Here is a 16,132-nt window from a genome sequence, read left to right as displayed (position 1 = left end):
CTATTCGTTTATACAAAAAAGATTATTTATAAGTTATCAATTTGAGCTCGTTGCAGCTTGCCACTAAAATCAACATAAATACTCTTCCATTCTGTATATACATCAAGTGCAGCAACACCAGAATCACGGTGTCCATTGCCCGTTCCTTTTGTTCCGCCGAATGGCAAATGAATTTCAGCACCTGTTGTGCCAGCATTAATGTAAACAATACCGGTATCTAAATCGCGCTGAGCTTTAAATACTGTATTAACATCACGTGAGTAAATACTGCTTGATAAACCAAATGCTACGCTGTTATTTACTTCTATTGCTTCATCTAAACTTGAAACTTCGATGAGTGATACAACCGGACCAAAAATTTCTTCTTGAGCAATTCGGCTGTCTCTTGCAACATTAGTGAAAAGAGTTGGTGCATAATAATTTCCTTGTGATAATTCACCTTCAGATAGAATTTCACCACCTGCAAGTAAAGTGGCACCATCATCTTTCCCAATCTGAACATAGCTTTGGATTTTCTCTAACGCTTGTTTGTTAATAACAGGTCCAATTTTCACAGATTCATCCATGCCATCGCCAATCGTCAAATGTTCCATGGCTTCTAGCAGTCGTGTTTCGAGTTCTTCTTTGACATCTTTATGCACGATGACACGGCTACAAGCAGTACATCGTTGTCCCGCTGTTCCAAAAGCACTCCAAAGAATTCCTTCTACTGCCAATCCCATATCTGCATCATCCATTACGATTACTGCATTTTTCCCACCCATTTCAAGTGAAACTTTCTTCAAATGACGACCGCCAAGTTCTGCAACTGAGCGTCCTGTTTGTGTTGACCCTGTGAACGAAATAACTTTCACATCTGGATGTTCGATCATCGCTGTACCAACTGTTGACCCTGAGCCGAATACGATGTTTGCCACTCCTGCAGGAAGTTCAGCTTGTTCAAAAATTTTCGCCATTTCATACGCCATCATCGGCGTTAAAGTTGCAGGCTTCCATAAGAACGTATTGCCCGAAACGATGGCCGGGAAAGACTTCCAAGTTGCAATGGCTACCGGGAAATTCCAAGGTGTAATAAGACCGACTACGCCAATTGGAGCTCTAACACTCATTGCAAACTTATCTGCAAGTTCCGATGGCGTTGTTTGACCAAATAAGCGACGACCCTCTCCTGCCATATAGAATGCCATATCAATGCCTTCTTGAACTTCTCCACGACCTTCTTCAATGACTTTGCCCATTTCTTTTGTCAATACTTGTGCAAGATGTTCTTTCTTCTCTTTCATAATACGTCCTATTTCATATAAATAATCAGCCCGCTTCGGTGCAGGAACTAGTGCCCATTTCTTTTGAGCTTCCTTTGCAGCCGCTACAGCCAGATTCACGTCATCTGTCGTTGATAATCGAACTTGCGCTAACTCTTCTCCATTTGCCGGGTTCGTCACAGGAACATAGTTTGCCTCACCTGCGTCTTGCCACTTTCCACCGATGTAATTATTCAATTGCATAGTACCTTACCCCTTTCGTTTTGAAAACGTTTTCACTTCACTTTACTTATTCGACATAAAGGTTTTTAACCCTTTTCAAATTCGGAAAAAACCGAATATTCTTATATATATTGAATAACTATGAAACTTTTTGTTGTGAGTAGCGTATGAATTAGTAGAATAAATTTTTGGAGGAATGAGACGAATGAACAACCACGAAATTGATTACAAATTACATGGGGACGATATGCAGTTTGTGGAAGTCGAACTTGATCCAAGAGAAACTGTTATTGCAGAAGCTGGTAGTTTAATGATGATGGAAGACGGAATCGCCATGGAAACTATATTCGGAGACGGCTCACAAGGTTCTGCAGGTAGTGGCTTAATGGGGAAATTAATGGGTGCCGGTAAACGTATGCTTACAGGAGAAAGTTTATTCATGACCACTTTCACTAATACTGGCTCTGGGAAAAAACATGTGTATTTCGCTTCACCATATCCAGGTAAAATCATCGCAATGGATTTAAGTGAAATGGGTGGTAAAATCATTTGTCAAAAAGATGCGTTTCTCGCTGCCGCTAAAGGTGTGTCAGTAGGCATTGATTTCCAACGTAAGCTAGGAACAGGATTCTTTGGTGGTGAAGGATTCATCATGCAAAAACTCGAAGGCGATGGACTTGCCTTCTTGCATGCTGGAGGCACAATTCACAAAAAACAGCTGCAACCGGGTGAAGTATTACGAGTTGATACTGGATGCTTAGTTGCGATGACACAAGATATCGATTACAACATTGAAATGGTGAAAGGCGTTAAAACTGCACTATTCGGTGGAGAGGGACTATTTTTTGCCACGCTCCGTGGTCCTGGAACAGTTTGGGTTCAGTCCTTACCATTTAGCCGTTTAGCCAGCCGCGTGTTCGCAGCAGCACCGCAAACACCAGGTGGTGGCTCTAAAGGTGAAGGAAGTTTAGCTGGAGGATTGTTTGATATTATTGGTGGGAAATAGTAAAAGAGAATAACGCAGTGTTTGATCTATTTCAATACTGTATCGCCAAAGTTTGCCTAGTAGCTTTGGAACCAAAACCACTGCACTATACCATAAAAAATTAGAGACAAGAGCGAAATGACTAGTCACTTTATACTTGTCTCTTTTTCTGCATTTTATTTACTAGTGATTGGACACTTACTGCAAAAAGCTGCCGAAGATGTAATTTCGGCAGCTTTTGCAGTATTTAAGTGTTTGCAATCATGCGAATTTACAAAGAAGAGTTTTGCGACACTGTAGCGTGCCTTTTATCAACAACACTGGTATTGAGCAATAGCTCAGTTGTAATTATTGGCTGGCACGTTGTAATTTTGGAAGATGACGTTGTAAAAATCGGGATTGACGTTACAATAGTAAAATTATGGAACATTATAAAGCGATAGTAATGCATACATTCCCTGGGCTATTGATGTTCAAATTAGAACTAGAAACAAATCTACGACTGAAAACAGTACTTGATATCGTCTAAACAATTTTTTCTAATTCACCAACTTTGTCAGTCCATCGACAATATCTAAACTGAAGCTAAAACACCTTAACTGAAAACGTTCTTCACTTTTATTTCTAACGAAAAACCCTCCTCGAAATTTTTCGAAGAGGGTTTTTCGTTAGATATCATTCTTACTTATTCATTCAAATTTACCGTCTCTGTAATCTTTATAGGCCTGGACAATTTCTTCTTCCGAATTCATAACAAAAGGTCCTCGAGCTACGACTTTTTCTTCAATCGGCTGACCAGCGTATAATAGGACACGCATTTTATCTGTGGCATGGATCATTACTTCAGACTTTTCAAAGCCTGTTGCTCTTTCCAGCCATAGAACCTGTCCTTTCTTGCCTTCTGTGTTTCCACTACCAAACGTTCCTTTTCCTTCGACGATATAAAGGAAGCCATTATAACTACCAGGAAGATCCTGCGTGACGGTCTTACCGGGTTCTACAACCATCTCAAGCATCGTTACGGGAACATGGTTTTTCGTGTCAGCAGCAACGCCTTTTGAAGAGCCTGAAAAGACTCGAATCGTTGCACCCTCTTCTTGACGTAAGGGCATATTTTTCGCAAGCATATTTTGATAACGAGGTTCCGTCATTTTTTTGTCACTTGGAAGATTGACCCACAATTGCAGGGAGTGAACAGTTTGCCCTTCAGCTGGGTCCTCTGTATGAATAATTCCTTTACCCGCAGTCATCCATTGGACATCTCCTGGATTTAGTTCCCCTCCACCAGTTTTATTATCACGATGTTCAAGCTTTCCATCAATGATATACGTGACGGTTTCAATGCCTCGATGTGGGTGCATGCCAAATGTTCCTCGCTGGAAAAAATCTTCTGCCATCAATAGAAACGGATCCTCTTCTTCCCAGTTACCCGGTTTAATGACCAACCCTGCTTTATGCGTCGGCGAGTTTTCTTGATATACGACGTCCCTCACATTTTGGATTCCTCTGGACATGACAGTTTCGTTGTTCATTTGAAACTCCTCCCGCTTTGCTAATGTCGATTCATAGAACTAGTCTAATGAGACAGTTGCATTTCCCTTAACTACTCTCTTAACAGGATGACGTGCACTTTTCCAGGTCCATGTACACCTAAGGCTAAGTCCATTTCAATATCGGCTGTACGACTAGGTCCTGTAATGAAATTTATACATGAAGGAAGACCATTAGGTACTTTAGAATGTATAAGTTCCATCGCTTGGGTAAGGCGAGGTACAATTCGACTTTCCGGCATTATACATAAGTAAAATGGCGGTAGCAAACTTACCATACGTCCCCTTCCACCTCCGTTCATTAGGACCACGGTGCCTGTTTCAGCTAAACCGAGATCGGCACAAGTGATTCCTAAATCAACCTTTGCAGAGAGTTGCATTCGCTCATCTTCATTCAAAGAATTATCCCAAATTGAATTCTCAACACCATTTGTAGATAATAATGATGTAAGGCCTAATTCATGTAAAAAAGGATCATCCCAAGAAATAGCTGATTTAACTTCAAAATCCTTTAACACCCTTGATAAAGTAATATCTAACTCTTGTCGTGTAATACGGTCTACATTGGTATTTAGAAGTTGCAGATTATCTATGAATTGTTCAATTAATTCTTCATTTGTTTTCCCTTCATATAAATGTAAATAGGGCTTGTTATTCCAAACTGGCGGTTTAACACCCGTTCTTCTTTCACGACCTAATCTCGTCGCAATATTCGATAGAAATTCCTCTTGATTTGATTGATTTACAGTCAAGTCCCTCACTCCTTTCCTTCCTTTTCCCACCATTCACGAAACGATTGCTTCGCCGGTCGAGGAAGATCTCGAATATCCGTCCATCCGCCCAACATACCAGGTCCTTTTGTAATATATCCGTCTTTAGCGAGCACCCCAAGCCCTGTATTCGCTAACTTTACAGTCTTATCATAGAGAGCAGGATGACTATTCACATAACCAAATCCTTTAAAAGCCATTTTTTCCGACAGCGGAGCATAACCTTGTTCTACTTCGTCTTTGCGATGTTCAATCAGTAGGTCGTGTAATGGGATTTTCACAGGACACACCTCTGTACAAGCGCCACATAAGCTAGAAGCATGAGGTAGTTCCTTCCAATCGTCATAACCTTCGAGTAACGGCATTAATACAGCACCAATTGGTCCACTATAGACACCGCCGTAAGCGTGTCCTCCAACATGTCTGTAAACAGGACAAACATTTAAACAGGCTCCACATCGAATACAATTCAATGCTTCCTGATAGGCTGTTCCCAAAAGTTGTGAACGACCATTATCTAAAATAACAAGATGAAACTCTTCAGGACCATCTAAATCCTCACTCTGCCGTGGTGAATTAATTCCGGTCACGTACACACTGATTTTTTGCCCAGTTGCACTCCTTGTGAGCATGGAAACCATGATATCTAATTCATTCCAAGTAGGAACAATTCTTTCTAAACCCATGACTGCAATATGAACTTTCGGAAGGCTTGTCGTGAGTCGAGCATTTCCTTCATTGCTGACGAGTACGACAGAACCAGATTCCGCAACAGCAAAATTACAACCTGATATCCCGATATCTGCCTGTAAAAACTCTTCGCGAAGTGTTTCTCTAGCAAAGAGACACAAATCTGTTGTTTCATCTGAAATCTTTCGACCCGCCACTTCAGAGAAGAGCTCTGACACTTGTTGTCTTGTCTTATGGATTGCAGGGGCAATCAGATGTGATGGCGTCTCATCCGCTAATTGAATGATATACTCCCCTAAATCAGATTCAACTACTTTCAAACCTTCCGCTTCAAGATGTTTGTTTAAGTGAATTTCTTCAGTCACCATCGATTTAGATTTGATGATTGTTTTCGCTTCTTTATCCTTGGCAATTTTTTTGATGATTTCAACTGCATCGCTGTCCTTCTCTGCGAAGTGGACAAATCCTCCATTTTTTCGAACGTTTGTAACTAACTCCTCAAGATAACTATCTAAGTTATCGATAGTATGTTTTCGAATATCAGCAGCCAGTTCTCGCCATTCTTCAATATTTCCTATCTGATCGGCCGCTGTATTCCTACCATTACGCAATTTATCTTGTGCAAAGGGAATCGCTTTCTTTAAAATTGGATCCGCTAATGCTTTGTCAACTCTGTGGTTAAAATCAATGGTATTTAAAGTCATCTTTAAATCTTACCCCCTTTTTCTAACACCTCTGCGACATGCATAATTTCTATTTCTTTACCTGTTCTTCTCATTCTTCCACCAATGTTCATGAGACATCCTAAATCAGAGCCAATCAATACGCTTGCTCCTGTAGAAGTAATGTTTTTAATTTTCTCATCAACCATTCTCTCAGAAATGTCGCTCATTTTGGCAGCAAAAGTACCTCCAAATCCACAACAATCCTTACAATATGGTAATTCCTTTACCGTAAGTCCCTCTACCTGACTTAACAATGCGATTGGTTCCTCTTCTATTTCTAAACCCCTAATCATATGACACGAATGATGATATGTTGCAGTTGATTCAAGTTTGGCATTGAGATCCTCGACTTTCAGAACATTCACTAAAAAATCTGAAAATTCATGAGTTTTATCTGCAAGATTCTGAGCCTTATCACGCCATACAGGATCACTTTCAAATAACACAGGATAGTAATGATGAATCATAGCCGCACAGGAGCCAGAAGGTGTTACAACTGTCTCACTATTTTCAAAAGCAAGAATTACTTGCTTCGCTGCTTTCATTGCGTCCTTATGGAAACCACTATTATAAGCAGGTTGACCGCAGCAAGTTTGTTCTTTAGGAAATTCTACTTCCACTCCAAGTTTCTGCAACACATTGACCACACTCATCCCTACTTTAGGGTAAAATGCATCTGCTAAACACGTAATAAATAGAGCAACTTTCATCGTCATTCTCCTTTGTCTACTAAGATTTTAAGATGGAATCCTGTTCTCTGTTAACAATTAACAGTTAACAGAGAGTTATCAAAAAAAAGAGCCTCGTGTTACCTAGCATTCATTTTAAGAATAGCTTCTAAACTATTTTTAATATGTGACCGCATTTCCAGTTCCGCTTTTTGTTCATTTCTTTCAATTAAAGCTTGGTAAATCTGTTCATGTTGCCCGATAATGTCATGAATATTAGGATAGTAATTACGGATCATCGTGTTTCTTATATAGATAACCTTGGTCTTTATTACGCTCATCAATTGAATTAACTGTTGATTTTCAGACCCCTCTATTATTAAATCATGAAATGCTTGATCTAACTTACCCAGTTCTGTAAATGATTTCTGTTGATCAGCTTCTTTTGTTTTCTCAATGATTATCACTAATTCATCTAGTTGTTTCGTAGACATCTTTTTGACAGCTAGTTGAGTTGCTAATACCTCGAGACTCTCACGACATTGAAAAACTTCTTCCAGGTCTTTTCGTGTAGGTTGATAAACTTGGATAGGACCTCCATTTTGAACAATAAGTCCATCTTGCATGAGCATACGAAATGCTTCACGAATCGGTCCTCTACTAACTCCTAATCTCTCAGCTAACTTCACTTCGACTAAGCGCTCCCCTGGGTGAAATTCTCCTTCCAATAGCAAAGACTTAATAATGGTATAAGCTTGCATATGAAGGGGCTCTGTTTTAATAACTTGTTCGATTTTACACACCACCTAGCAAAATAATTGTTTTTAATGACCTACTATTTATAATTCATTTACCAAGTATTACCGTCTCTATTAAATTACTAGTTTGTTAAAAGTTACACTATTCATAATAAATAGTCAATACCGACTTATTAACTATCTTTTTATTTCTGTTGGTGAAAGAGCGTTTTGATTTGCACTATGTAATGTTTTTGAATTTCCGGTTCCCTTTGGATGACACACCTGCTTCACTATTACCTGAAGAATAAGACAGCCTTCCACCTATATATAGTGATTTCCGTTACAGGCGGACGCTTTCCGCGGGCGTTCCGTGAGCCTCCTCGTCGCTTGAAAAACCGGTGCTCCTGCATCGCTTCGCTAGCTTCGTCGCAAACGAATTGTGCAAATGCACAATTCGTTTCCTGCGGGGTCTCACCAGACTCGCTTTTCCCGCTGGAAAGATATTGGACGAACTGTAATTCGTCCAATATCTTTGCGACGAGTAACCGCAGGAGCACATGTTTTCTCGCCGCCTTTCACTATCACTACAATCATTCCCCTGTTTAAAAATAACAGTGATAACCATATAGTTTTAAAAATAAATAAAAAAATCGTCCTATCTTGTAAAATGAAAGTATTCGCTCCTATAGTTTAGATAGGACAATTTTATGTGCAATTCAAAGATTACTAGACAATAATAGATCACTGAACGAAATTTCACTTTCACTGAGAGGATACTTGTGTTTCTAAAAAAGGTAATCACGACTTCGAATTATCTAGAGTCACATTAAAGAAATTCCGTTTTAGCATGTTAGTCTCCATATACTAAAGACACTATGAGAAAGGACTGCCACGGCAGCCCTATTTTCAAAAGCTATTATTCACCTTGCCCTCTTTCAAAGTTCAAATCCCATGTATAGCCAAACTTATCTAGTACTTTAGCGTATTTAGCTCCCCAGAAGGTATCTTGTAATTCCATGATAGCCTTACCGTCTTCTAGTAACGCATTGTACAAACGATTCACTTCTTCTTCGCTTTCACATTCAACCATCAATGCTACATTTGTTGTACCCGATTCGCCGGGAGTTGCTGAATCGGCAAGCATGATACTGAAGTTTCCATCAGTTAAATGACAATGCATGCTGAAATCAGCAGCTTCTGGTGGATGAGGAAAATCTCCGTCACTATATTTCATAATTCCTGTGTTCTCCAACCCAAAAATTTGTTTCATAAAATATCGCAGCATCTTTTCCATTCCCGTAAAACGATAAATATGGTGTGACTGGTTTCATTCGATTCCATCCCCTTTACTTGTCATGTTCTTTCCTTATTAAGGTTCTCCACTTATCTATAAAATGCCTTTTATTTTGAAGAAGATTTAAATTTATGCAGAGCCACAATTGTCCCTCACATTGTAGCTAGTATCTGGGATGGAACTCTCTCTGGTTCATTAAAGTAAGAAAACCCTATAAAAAAGTGGCAAAGCTATGTATTTTGTGGGGTTTCCGGTTCGCTTTGACGTCACACATGCTGCATCATAACCTAAAGAAAAAGAAGAATTGTGATGTGAAGTTGTCACATCACAATTCTTCTATTTTTAGACAATTTTGCGGCGAATGTGTGTCAGTCGCCAGCCTACTTACCTAACTTGCCTTTATGAACAAACATGATCCCAACTATACCTATTGTTATAAATCATCAAACCCATTGTCTTGCACATTAACTTTTACGTATTGACGCGACTTTTGTTCGAAGAAATCTGTTTTACCTAGATCTACTTCTTCATATGCTTTAATCCATTTTAAAGGATTTTTGCGATAGCCTGGGAATGGACGTTCATAGCCAAGTTGAGCGCAGCGAACATTAGCGTAAAAGTAGATGTATTCCTCTACGTCCTCAACATCTAGGCCTTCAATCTTGTCGCCAATGACTTCACGTGCCCATTCGATCTCGTGTGCAGCTGCTTCTTTGAAGATATTTTCAACTTCAAGCGCTCGTTCGGGAGTAACGTATTCAGGGTACTCCCGTAATAACTCTTGATATATTTTCACAAATAAATCAACGTGAATTTGTTCATCACGATTAATATAGTTAATCATCGTGCTCGTACCGACCATCTTTTGTTGACGTGCTAGATTGTAGAAAAAAGCGAATCCAGAATAGAAAAATAGTCCTTCCAAGATGACATCATAAACAATCGCCGTTAATAACGAATCCACATTCGGCTCATCGGAAAAAGCTTCATACCCTTTCATGACAAAATCGTTTCGTTTCTCCAGTACCGCTTCAGTTCGCCAGTAATCAAACACACGGTCTTGCTCTTGTTTTGACACTAAACTTGAAAGTACATAGGAATACGAATGATTATGAATAACTTCTTGTTGTGCCAAAATAATCATTAATGCATTCAAACTAGAATCAGTTAAATAATCAGCCACTTTTCCTGCAAAGTCAGTTTGAATACTATCGAGCAAAGCCAGTATGCCAATAATTTTCAAGAACGCTTCTCGTTCCGCATTATTTAAAGACCCGAACTGTTTTACATCTGACCCCATATTTATTTCAAATGGGGTCCAAAAGTTTCCAAGCATTCGTTTATATTTTGGATATGCCCAACTAAACCGAACATCATCCCAATTTAAAATATTAGAAGAGTTACCATTTACTATTCCAGTCGAACGATTCGGTGCATTTTTATCCATGAGCTTTCGCTTTTCAATTGTCGTCATACACATTTCCTCCTTAGCTTGAACAGGACTCACATTCTATCAATTCAATCGATGTTGAACGTACATAATAGGTTGTTTTCAAGCCACTTGCCCACGCATCTAAATGTAAATCAAGCAGTTCTTTTGCTTTGATTGTGTTTTGAACATATAAATTCAATGATATCCCTTGGTCGATATGTCGTTGACGAGCAGCATTTTGTTTTAACGTCCAGTGTTGATCGATGAAATACGCTGATTTGTAATACCAAGTGGTATCTTGATTTAAATCCGGCACAGTTACTGGGATTTTATAGTCTTTCTTTTCTTCTGAGTAGCTCTTTTGGAAAATGGGATCAATACTTGCCGTGCTTCCTGCTAAAATCGATGTGGAAGAGTTTGGGGCGACGGCCATTAAATAACCATTTCGCATACCGTTCATGGATACATCAAAGCGAAGTTCACGCCATTTTTTTGACAAGTATCCCCGAGATGCAAAGTATTCACCATTATCAAAATCAGATCCTTTAAATAATGGATACGGTCCTTTTTCCCTTGATAAATTCATTGATGCTTTAATTGTTAAATAAGCAATTTCTTCATACAATTCATCTGCAAACTCTACGGCTTCATCAGATTCCCAGCGTATTGCCTTTAATGCTAATAAGTGATGCCAACCAAATGTACCAAGACCAATTCCACGGTATCTCGCGTTCGTGCGCTCAGCTTGAGGCACTGGAATCATATTCAAATCAATGACATTGTCGAGCATGCGAACCTGAACTTCTATCAGTCGATTTAATACGCCAGCTGGAACTGCTTTTCCTAAGTTGATTGAAGATAAATTACACACGACAAAATCGCCAGGCTTACGACGGGTCACTATGATATCGTCTTCTATCGTTATCGATTCAAATGTCGTCGCACTCATGTTTTGGAAAATTTCTGTACATAAGTTACTGCTATAAATCATGCCTTCATGCTTATTCGTATTCTTGCGATTCACTTCATCACGATAAAACATATACGGCACACCAGTTTCGAGTTGGCTTCTCATAATACGTTTCATGATATCAATTGCAGGAACTACTTCTCTAGTTAATCGCTCGTCTGCTACACATGCTTGATAGTTATCACGGAAAGAGCCTTTGCCTTTCGTTTCATCATAGGAATCTTCAAGAGAATAGCCCATCACAGTACGCACTTCATGAGGATCGAATAATGTCCATTCTTCCCTGTCTTGAACTTTCTCCATAAAAATATCTGGTAGGCTAACACCTGTGAAAATATCGTGGGCACGCATTCGCTCATCGCCGTTATTTAACTTCAAATCCAAGAATGGCATGATGTCCTTATGCCACACATCTAAGTAAACTGCAATTGCACCTTGTCTTTGTCCAAGTTGATCTACGCTAACTGCTGTATTGTTCAATTGTTTAATCCACGGCATGACACCGCTTGATGCGCCTTTAAATCCTCGAATCGATGAACCACGGCTTCGTACTTTGCCCATGTAAATGCCAATACCACCACCATATTTCGATAATGTAGCAACGTCTGTATTGGAGTCATATATACCTTGCAAACTATCGTCGACCGTATCAATAAAGCAGCTTGATAACTGACCATGAGGCTTTCCTGCATTGGACAGAGTTGGCGTTGCAACCGTCATATATAAGTTGCTCATCGCCCAGTAAGATTCTTTAACTTTTTCTAAGCGATTTATTGATTCATTTTGCATTAATGTCATAGCAATAATAAGCCAGCGCTCTTGAGGAAGCTCGGCTGGAGTTTTATCGTAATCTTTTGCTACGTAGCGGTCCATTAACGTTTTTAATCCGATATAGGTAAAAAGTGTATCCCGCTCCGGTTCAAGAATTTCACTTAACTCAATGATTTCTTTTTTCGTATAAGCCTGAAGAAGGCGAACGTCATATAACCCTTTGTCAGATAAGCGGCTGAGATGTTTGTAAAAATCCTCGTATACTTCATCGTTTGTACAGTTTCGAGTAACAGCGAGTTCGCTATAAACTTGCGCTAAATATATACGTGCTGCTACAAAGGTCCAATAAGGTTCTTCCTCGTCCAAATGACTAAGTGCCTCTAAAACCATAGCTTGTGCCACTTGCGCGTCAGTAGCTTGCGGATTTCTCTTCAACCACTTGTCATACGCTCGCACTAATGGTGCTAACTGAACTTCTTTAAAAACTGTCAATAATTGATCAATCATACTCTCTTTTTGTGTTAATACCTTTTGCATTATGTATTAGCCCCTTTCAATTTCCACAATTTCAGTAACGCAAAAAAGCGACGGCACAGCCTCTTCGGCTGAGCTATCGCTCATGATTGATAGAATGGAAAGGAGTTAAAGTGGTTAACGAGGAAATGGAATATCGCTCGCTACTGATAGCTCGCTTCCACTCCTCAACCCCCGAAGAAAGTGTTGCTTATTCGAAAAAATGGCAGGTCTCCTGGCTCGTGTATCATCCTTCTATACGCCTTCCCGTGCAATTACACAGTGGTCATTGTATAGTCGTTCACACTTACAGTTGCGGGGACAGCTTCGGCATTTACCGAATTCCCTATTATACCATTGCTGGTACCATTTTCTCGTTTACATACTATATATGGTGTTTTGTATAAATATTAATCTAACATATTGTGTTTTATGATTCAATAGATGAATTGTTAGTGAATTCACTTAGCCCTTATTCACACTCGCTAATTCGCTTAAAAAATATTTTTTATCATCTTCTTTTACTATGTTTTCAGCTGCTATTTGACCTCGTTCAAACCACGTACTCATGGACTCAAAGTTTCCTCTGCACTTCTCTGCACGGGCAAGTGATTCATACGCAAAAGCTAAATCAAAATCCCCAAAGTCTTCCGCTTCACATAATTCAAAACCGGCAATCCCATAAAAGTAGGCTGCTTCCCCTTGACTAAGGATGGCATGAACTCTCGACACTTGCCAATAGCCTCTTGCCAAATTGAGTTTCTTACCTATTTGACGCCAATGATAAAGTGAAGCATATGCCTTTTCAAGCATTTGTGAATCTTCATCACTAGTGCGCTCTTTTTTCTCAATCAAATCCCATGTTTCGTTAAACAGTTGGACTGCCCATTTTCGGTGAAGACCGTTTTCTTCCTTTGTCATACTTTTAACCACTCCTATTCTACATGCTCTTTGCGCGCGTTCTTTTCTCTAAATACATACGCTGGTCAGCCAATGTATAAAGCTCGTCATAAGTAGTCCCTTCTAATGGATATTCGCTACACCCTATACTCAATTTTACTTCGATAAAAACATTTCTAAAAATGAACGGTTGATTTCTAAACGCATGATGTACACTATCCATTAATTGTTGTGCATTTGTAAATCGTTTGTTATCCGAAACAGCAAAGACAAACTCGTCTCCACCAAGCCGACCAACATGTCCACTTTCAGCAACTAATTCACGCACAATTTTTGCTGTATGAATGAGTACTTCATCTCCAATAATGTGACCATGAATATCATTTATCTCTTTAAAATAATCTAAATCCAATAGTCCAAAGTAAGCAGTATGAGTTGGATTATCAGCAATATATTTCTCAGTTAATTGAACAAATGATGCGCGATTTGCTACACCTGTTAAAGTATCGTGATAAGCCAAATATTTAAGGCGATCATCTGCTAATTGTTTCTCTGTCACATCTCGACAAATTAAATAGTAGGAAATCGACCTGTTTTTAATAAACCTTTTCCCATCTAGTTTAAAATAAGCACTAAGATTATCAGTTTTCATATGATACACAATGGAATGAACTGATTTTCCTTGCTCTAATTGATTTTTAATATTGACTAATTGTTCATCGTTTGTGGACGCGTGAAATAACGCAAAAAATTCTTTTGTGTTATCAGGAAAACGTAATAATGCAGCTTGATTCGCCTTTTCTAATTTCCACATGTCATTAAAAATAAGAGTAGCTGATGAATTCAAATTAAACAGAGTGGCATATTGATCATTTTCATCAGATAGGAAATTATATTTCAACATGCTATAGGTGATTAACACTGCAAATAAAACTCCGATATATAAATAAGGATACGGTGGTAATATGCCACGATAATCTGGCAGACCTAGTACGAGTATCACGCTAATACTTCCTAAAACAACCCAAGAGAGGAACTTTAAAAGGTGAATATCTTGTTTTGAATGAACTCGTTTTATACCGTTTTTCAACATGAAATATGAGGGCTACGATATGATGCAACTTAAAAGAACAATCGCGTAATAAGTTGGATCTAATACGCCATAAACCCACGGACCCTGTCTAACATAATTTTCAATAAGCTGACTAGGATTGACCGTTAAAATATTATATACAACAAATGGTAATGGTAAATAAAATACCCATGGATATAACCATTTCCACATGATATCTTCCATTTTGGCTACTTTTGCAAAAAAATGAAAACTAAACATAACAATGAGTAATCCACAAATTTTTATCACATATTCATGAATATAAGGACTATCTGCAGTGGGTAAAGCATGTCGAGTAAATTCTCCTAGGAATATAATGGCATACAAATTGATAATGATAAAAGCAAGTTGATGCTCAGTCCTCTTTGGATTACGGAATATCACGACAAATGACATCGATAGTAATACAGATGAAGGCAATATATAGGCAATGAAATAATAAATAAAAGTTGATATCGTCATTTTGCCCGCCTCTTTTCTCCTACCTAATTATGTATATATTATTAGTATAATTTATTAGTAATAAATTCTCACTAATTAATACTCAAGAAAAACCAGGCAAAGTACGCCCCGTCATCTAAGAAAGGACAGAAGATTAAGTATCAATTAAAAAGATATTCGATACAGTATCAACTTTGATTTCCGCTACAACGCACTTTCATGTTTCGAAGCTAGCGAAGCGATGCAGAAACAGGCGGACGCTTTCCGCGGGCGGTCCGTGAGCCTCCTCGTCGCAAGAAAAACATGTGCTCCTGCATCGCTTCGCTAGCTTCGTCGCAAACGAATTGTGCACATGCACATTTCGTTTCCTGCGGGGTCTCACCTGGACTCGCTTTTCCCGCTGGAGTCGCCGCCTTTCACTACAATCATTTACCTATTTTAAAATAAATAAAAAAAGCGTTCTATCTTTTAAAATGAAAATACCCACACCCAAATTTAGTGGACGATTCTTTATATGCAATCTATTACTAAAAAAAGATAGATCACTGAATAAAATTCACTTCCACTGAGGAAATTTTCGTTTCTAAAAAAGGAAATCACAAATTCGAATTAATCGAATTACCGATAGTCAAATCAAAAATAAATTTCGTTTTAGCATGTTAGTTTCCATATACTAAAAACACCATGAACACTGGGTTCTTGGCACATCAATTTCATATACTTTCTTATCTTTTAAGAAAAACCGGGCAAAGTACGCCCGGTCCTTTAAGAAGAGTAACCATAGAAACCCGTTTATTTCCGCTACGGTGGACGCTTTTCGCGGGCTTGGCTTCAGTCTCCTCGTCACTGCAAAAACATGTGCTCCTGTGTGGCCTTAAGCTCAAGCTTTCCCCGCTGAAGTTGCCACCTGCGCTTCAATCAACTAGTGTGAATTTTTCCATCATTGCAACGAATTCTATTTTTAGTGACACTTATTTGAACTCTTGAGCGATACAAAGCTAGCAGGAATACTTCTTCTACACTATTTCTAAAAAGAGAAATACTTGCTCAAAATACCAGAATTTCAGTGTTCATCATGCAAACCA

14 protein-coding genes and 1 riboswitch are annotated in these 16,132 nt (G+C 38.8%); of the genes, 1 reads left to right on the top strand and 13 read right to left on the bottom strand.

What is annotated here, in order from left to right; all coding sequences use genetic code 11:
• Positions 1–26: 26 nt before the first annotated feature.
• Entirely contained in the window at positions 27–1,505 is a 1,479-nt protein-coding gene (locus C406_RS0104620) for an aldehyde dehydrogenase family protein (protein ID WP_017379427.1), read from the bottom strand.
• A 184-nt stretch (positions 1,506–1,689) separates the two neighbouring features.
• Here C406_RS0104620 and C406_RS0104615 point away from each other — a divergent pair, with 184 nt between their 5' ends.
• Complete coding sequence (locus C406_RS0104615; protein WP_017379426.1) at positions 1,690–2,490, top strand: TIGR00266 family protein; 801 nt, start codon at positions 1,690–1,692, stop codon at positions 2,488–2,490.
• Between the two features lie 668 nt (positions 2,491–3,158).
• Here C406_RS0104615 and C406_RS0104610 read toward each other — a convergent pair.
• From C406_RS0104610 to C406_RS0104555, 12 genes are all read right to left on the bottom strand, one after another.
• The gene (locus C406_RS0104610) at positions 3,159–4,001 is read right to left on the bottom strand and encodes a pirin family protein (RefSeq protein ID WP_017379425.1); all 843 of its coding nucleotides are present in this window, start codon (positions 3,999–4,001) and stop codon (positions 3,159–3,161) included.
• Positions 4,002–4,072: 71 nt separating this feature from the next.
• A complete protein-coding gene (locus C406_RS0104605) occupies positions 4,073–4,804 on the bottom strand; it encodes a LutC/YkgG family protein (protein WP_051005486.1) in 732 nt (243 codons plus the stop codon).
• Positions 4,777–6,183, bottom strand: a complete 1,407-nt coding sequence (locus tag C406_RS0104600) for a LutB/LldF family L-lactate oxidation iron-sulfur protein (RefSeq protein WP_017379423.1) — start codon at positions 6,181–6,183, stop codon at positions 4,777–4,779. The genes C406_RS0104605 and C406_RS0104600 overlap by 28 nt, the downstream gene beginning before the upstream one ends.
• Before the next feature lie 2 nt (positions 6,184–6,185).
• On the bottom strand, positions 6,186–6,914 hold the full coding sequence (locus tag C406_RS0104595) for a (Fe-S)-binding protein (RefSeq protein WP_017379422.1): 729 nt from the start codon (positions 6,912–6,914) through the stop codon (positions 6,186–6,188).
• Positions 6,915–7,012: 98 nt separating this feature from the next.
• Entirely contained in the window at positions 7,013–7,678 is a 666-nt protein-coding gene (locus C406_RS0104590) for a GntR family transcriptional regulator (protein WP_192812578.1), read from the bottom strand.
• A gap of 405 nt (positions 7,679–8,083) precedes the next feature.
• Positions 8,084–8,206, bottom strand: coding sequence for a hypothetical protein (locus C406_RS21230; protein ID WP_272942991.1), 123 nt, complete (start codon positions 8,204–8,206; stop codon positions 8,084–8,086).
• 322 nt (positions 8,207–8,528) lie between these two features.
• Complete coding sequence (locus tag C406_RS19285; RefSeq protein ID WP_237740509.1) at positions 8,529–8,882, bottom strand: VOC family protein; 354 nt, start codon at positions 8,880–8,882, stop codon at positions 8,529–8,531.
• 457 nt (positions 8,883–9,339) lie between these two features.
• A complete protein-coding gene (locus C406_RS0104575) occupies positions 9,340–10,380 on the bottom strand; it encodes a ribonucleotide-diphosphate reductase subunit beta (RefSeq protein ID WP_017379417.1) in 1,041 nt (346 codons plus the stop codon).
• Positions 10,381–10,393: 13 nt separating this feature from the next.
• The gene (locus C406_RS0104570) at positions 10,394–12,616 is read right to left on the bottom strand and encodes a ribonucleoside-diphosphate reductase subunit alpha (RefSeq protein ID WP_017379416.1); all 2,223 of its coding nucleotides are present in this window, start codon (positions 12,614–12,616) and stop codon (positions 10,394–10,396) included.
• Between the two features lie 184 nt (positions 12,617–12,800).
• Positions 12,801–12,978: riboswitch (cobalamin riboswitch) on the bottom strand.
• 79 nt (positions 12,979–13,057) lie between these two features.
• Complete coding sequence (locus tag C406_RS0104565) at positions 13,058–13,513, bottom strand: hypothetical protein (RefSeq protein ID WP_017379415.1); 456 nt, start codon at positions 13,511–13,513, stop codon at positions 13,058–13,060.
• Positions 13,514–13,532: 19 nt separating this feature from the next.
• Positions 13,533–14,495 carry a GGDEF domain-containing protein gene (locus tag C406_RS0104560; protein ID WP_017379414.1) on the bottom strand — a complete coding sequence of 321 codons (963 nt, stop codon included), beginning with the start codon at positions 14,493–14,495 and terminating at the stop codon, positions 13,533–13,535.
• Positions 14,496–14,597: 102 nt separating this feature from the next.
• Positions 14,598–15,068, bottom strand: a complete 471-nt coding sequence (locus C406_RS0104555; RefSeq protein ID WP_017379413.1) for a hypothetical protein — start codon at positions 15,066–15,068, stop codon at positions 14,598–14,600.
• Positions 15,069–16,132 lie beyond the last annotated feature (1,064 nt).

It is taken from the genome of Paenisporosarcina sp. TG-14 (assembly GCF_000297555.1).
Classification (GTDB): domain Bacteria; phylum Bacillota; class Bacilli; order Bacillales_A; family Planococcaceae; genus Paenisporosarcina; species Paenisporosarcina antarctica.
Note: the sequence above shows the minus strand (reverse complement) of the source record. Positions and strands in the feature narration are given on the sequence as shown.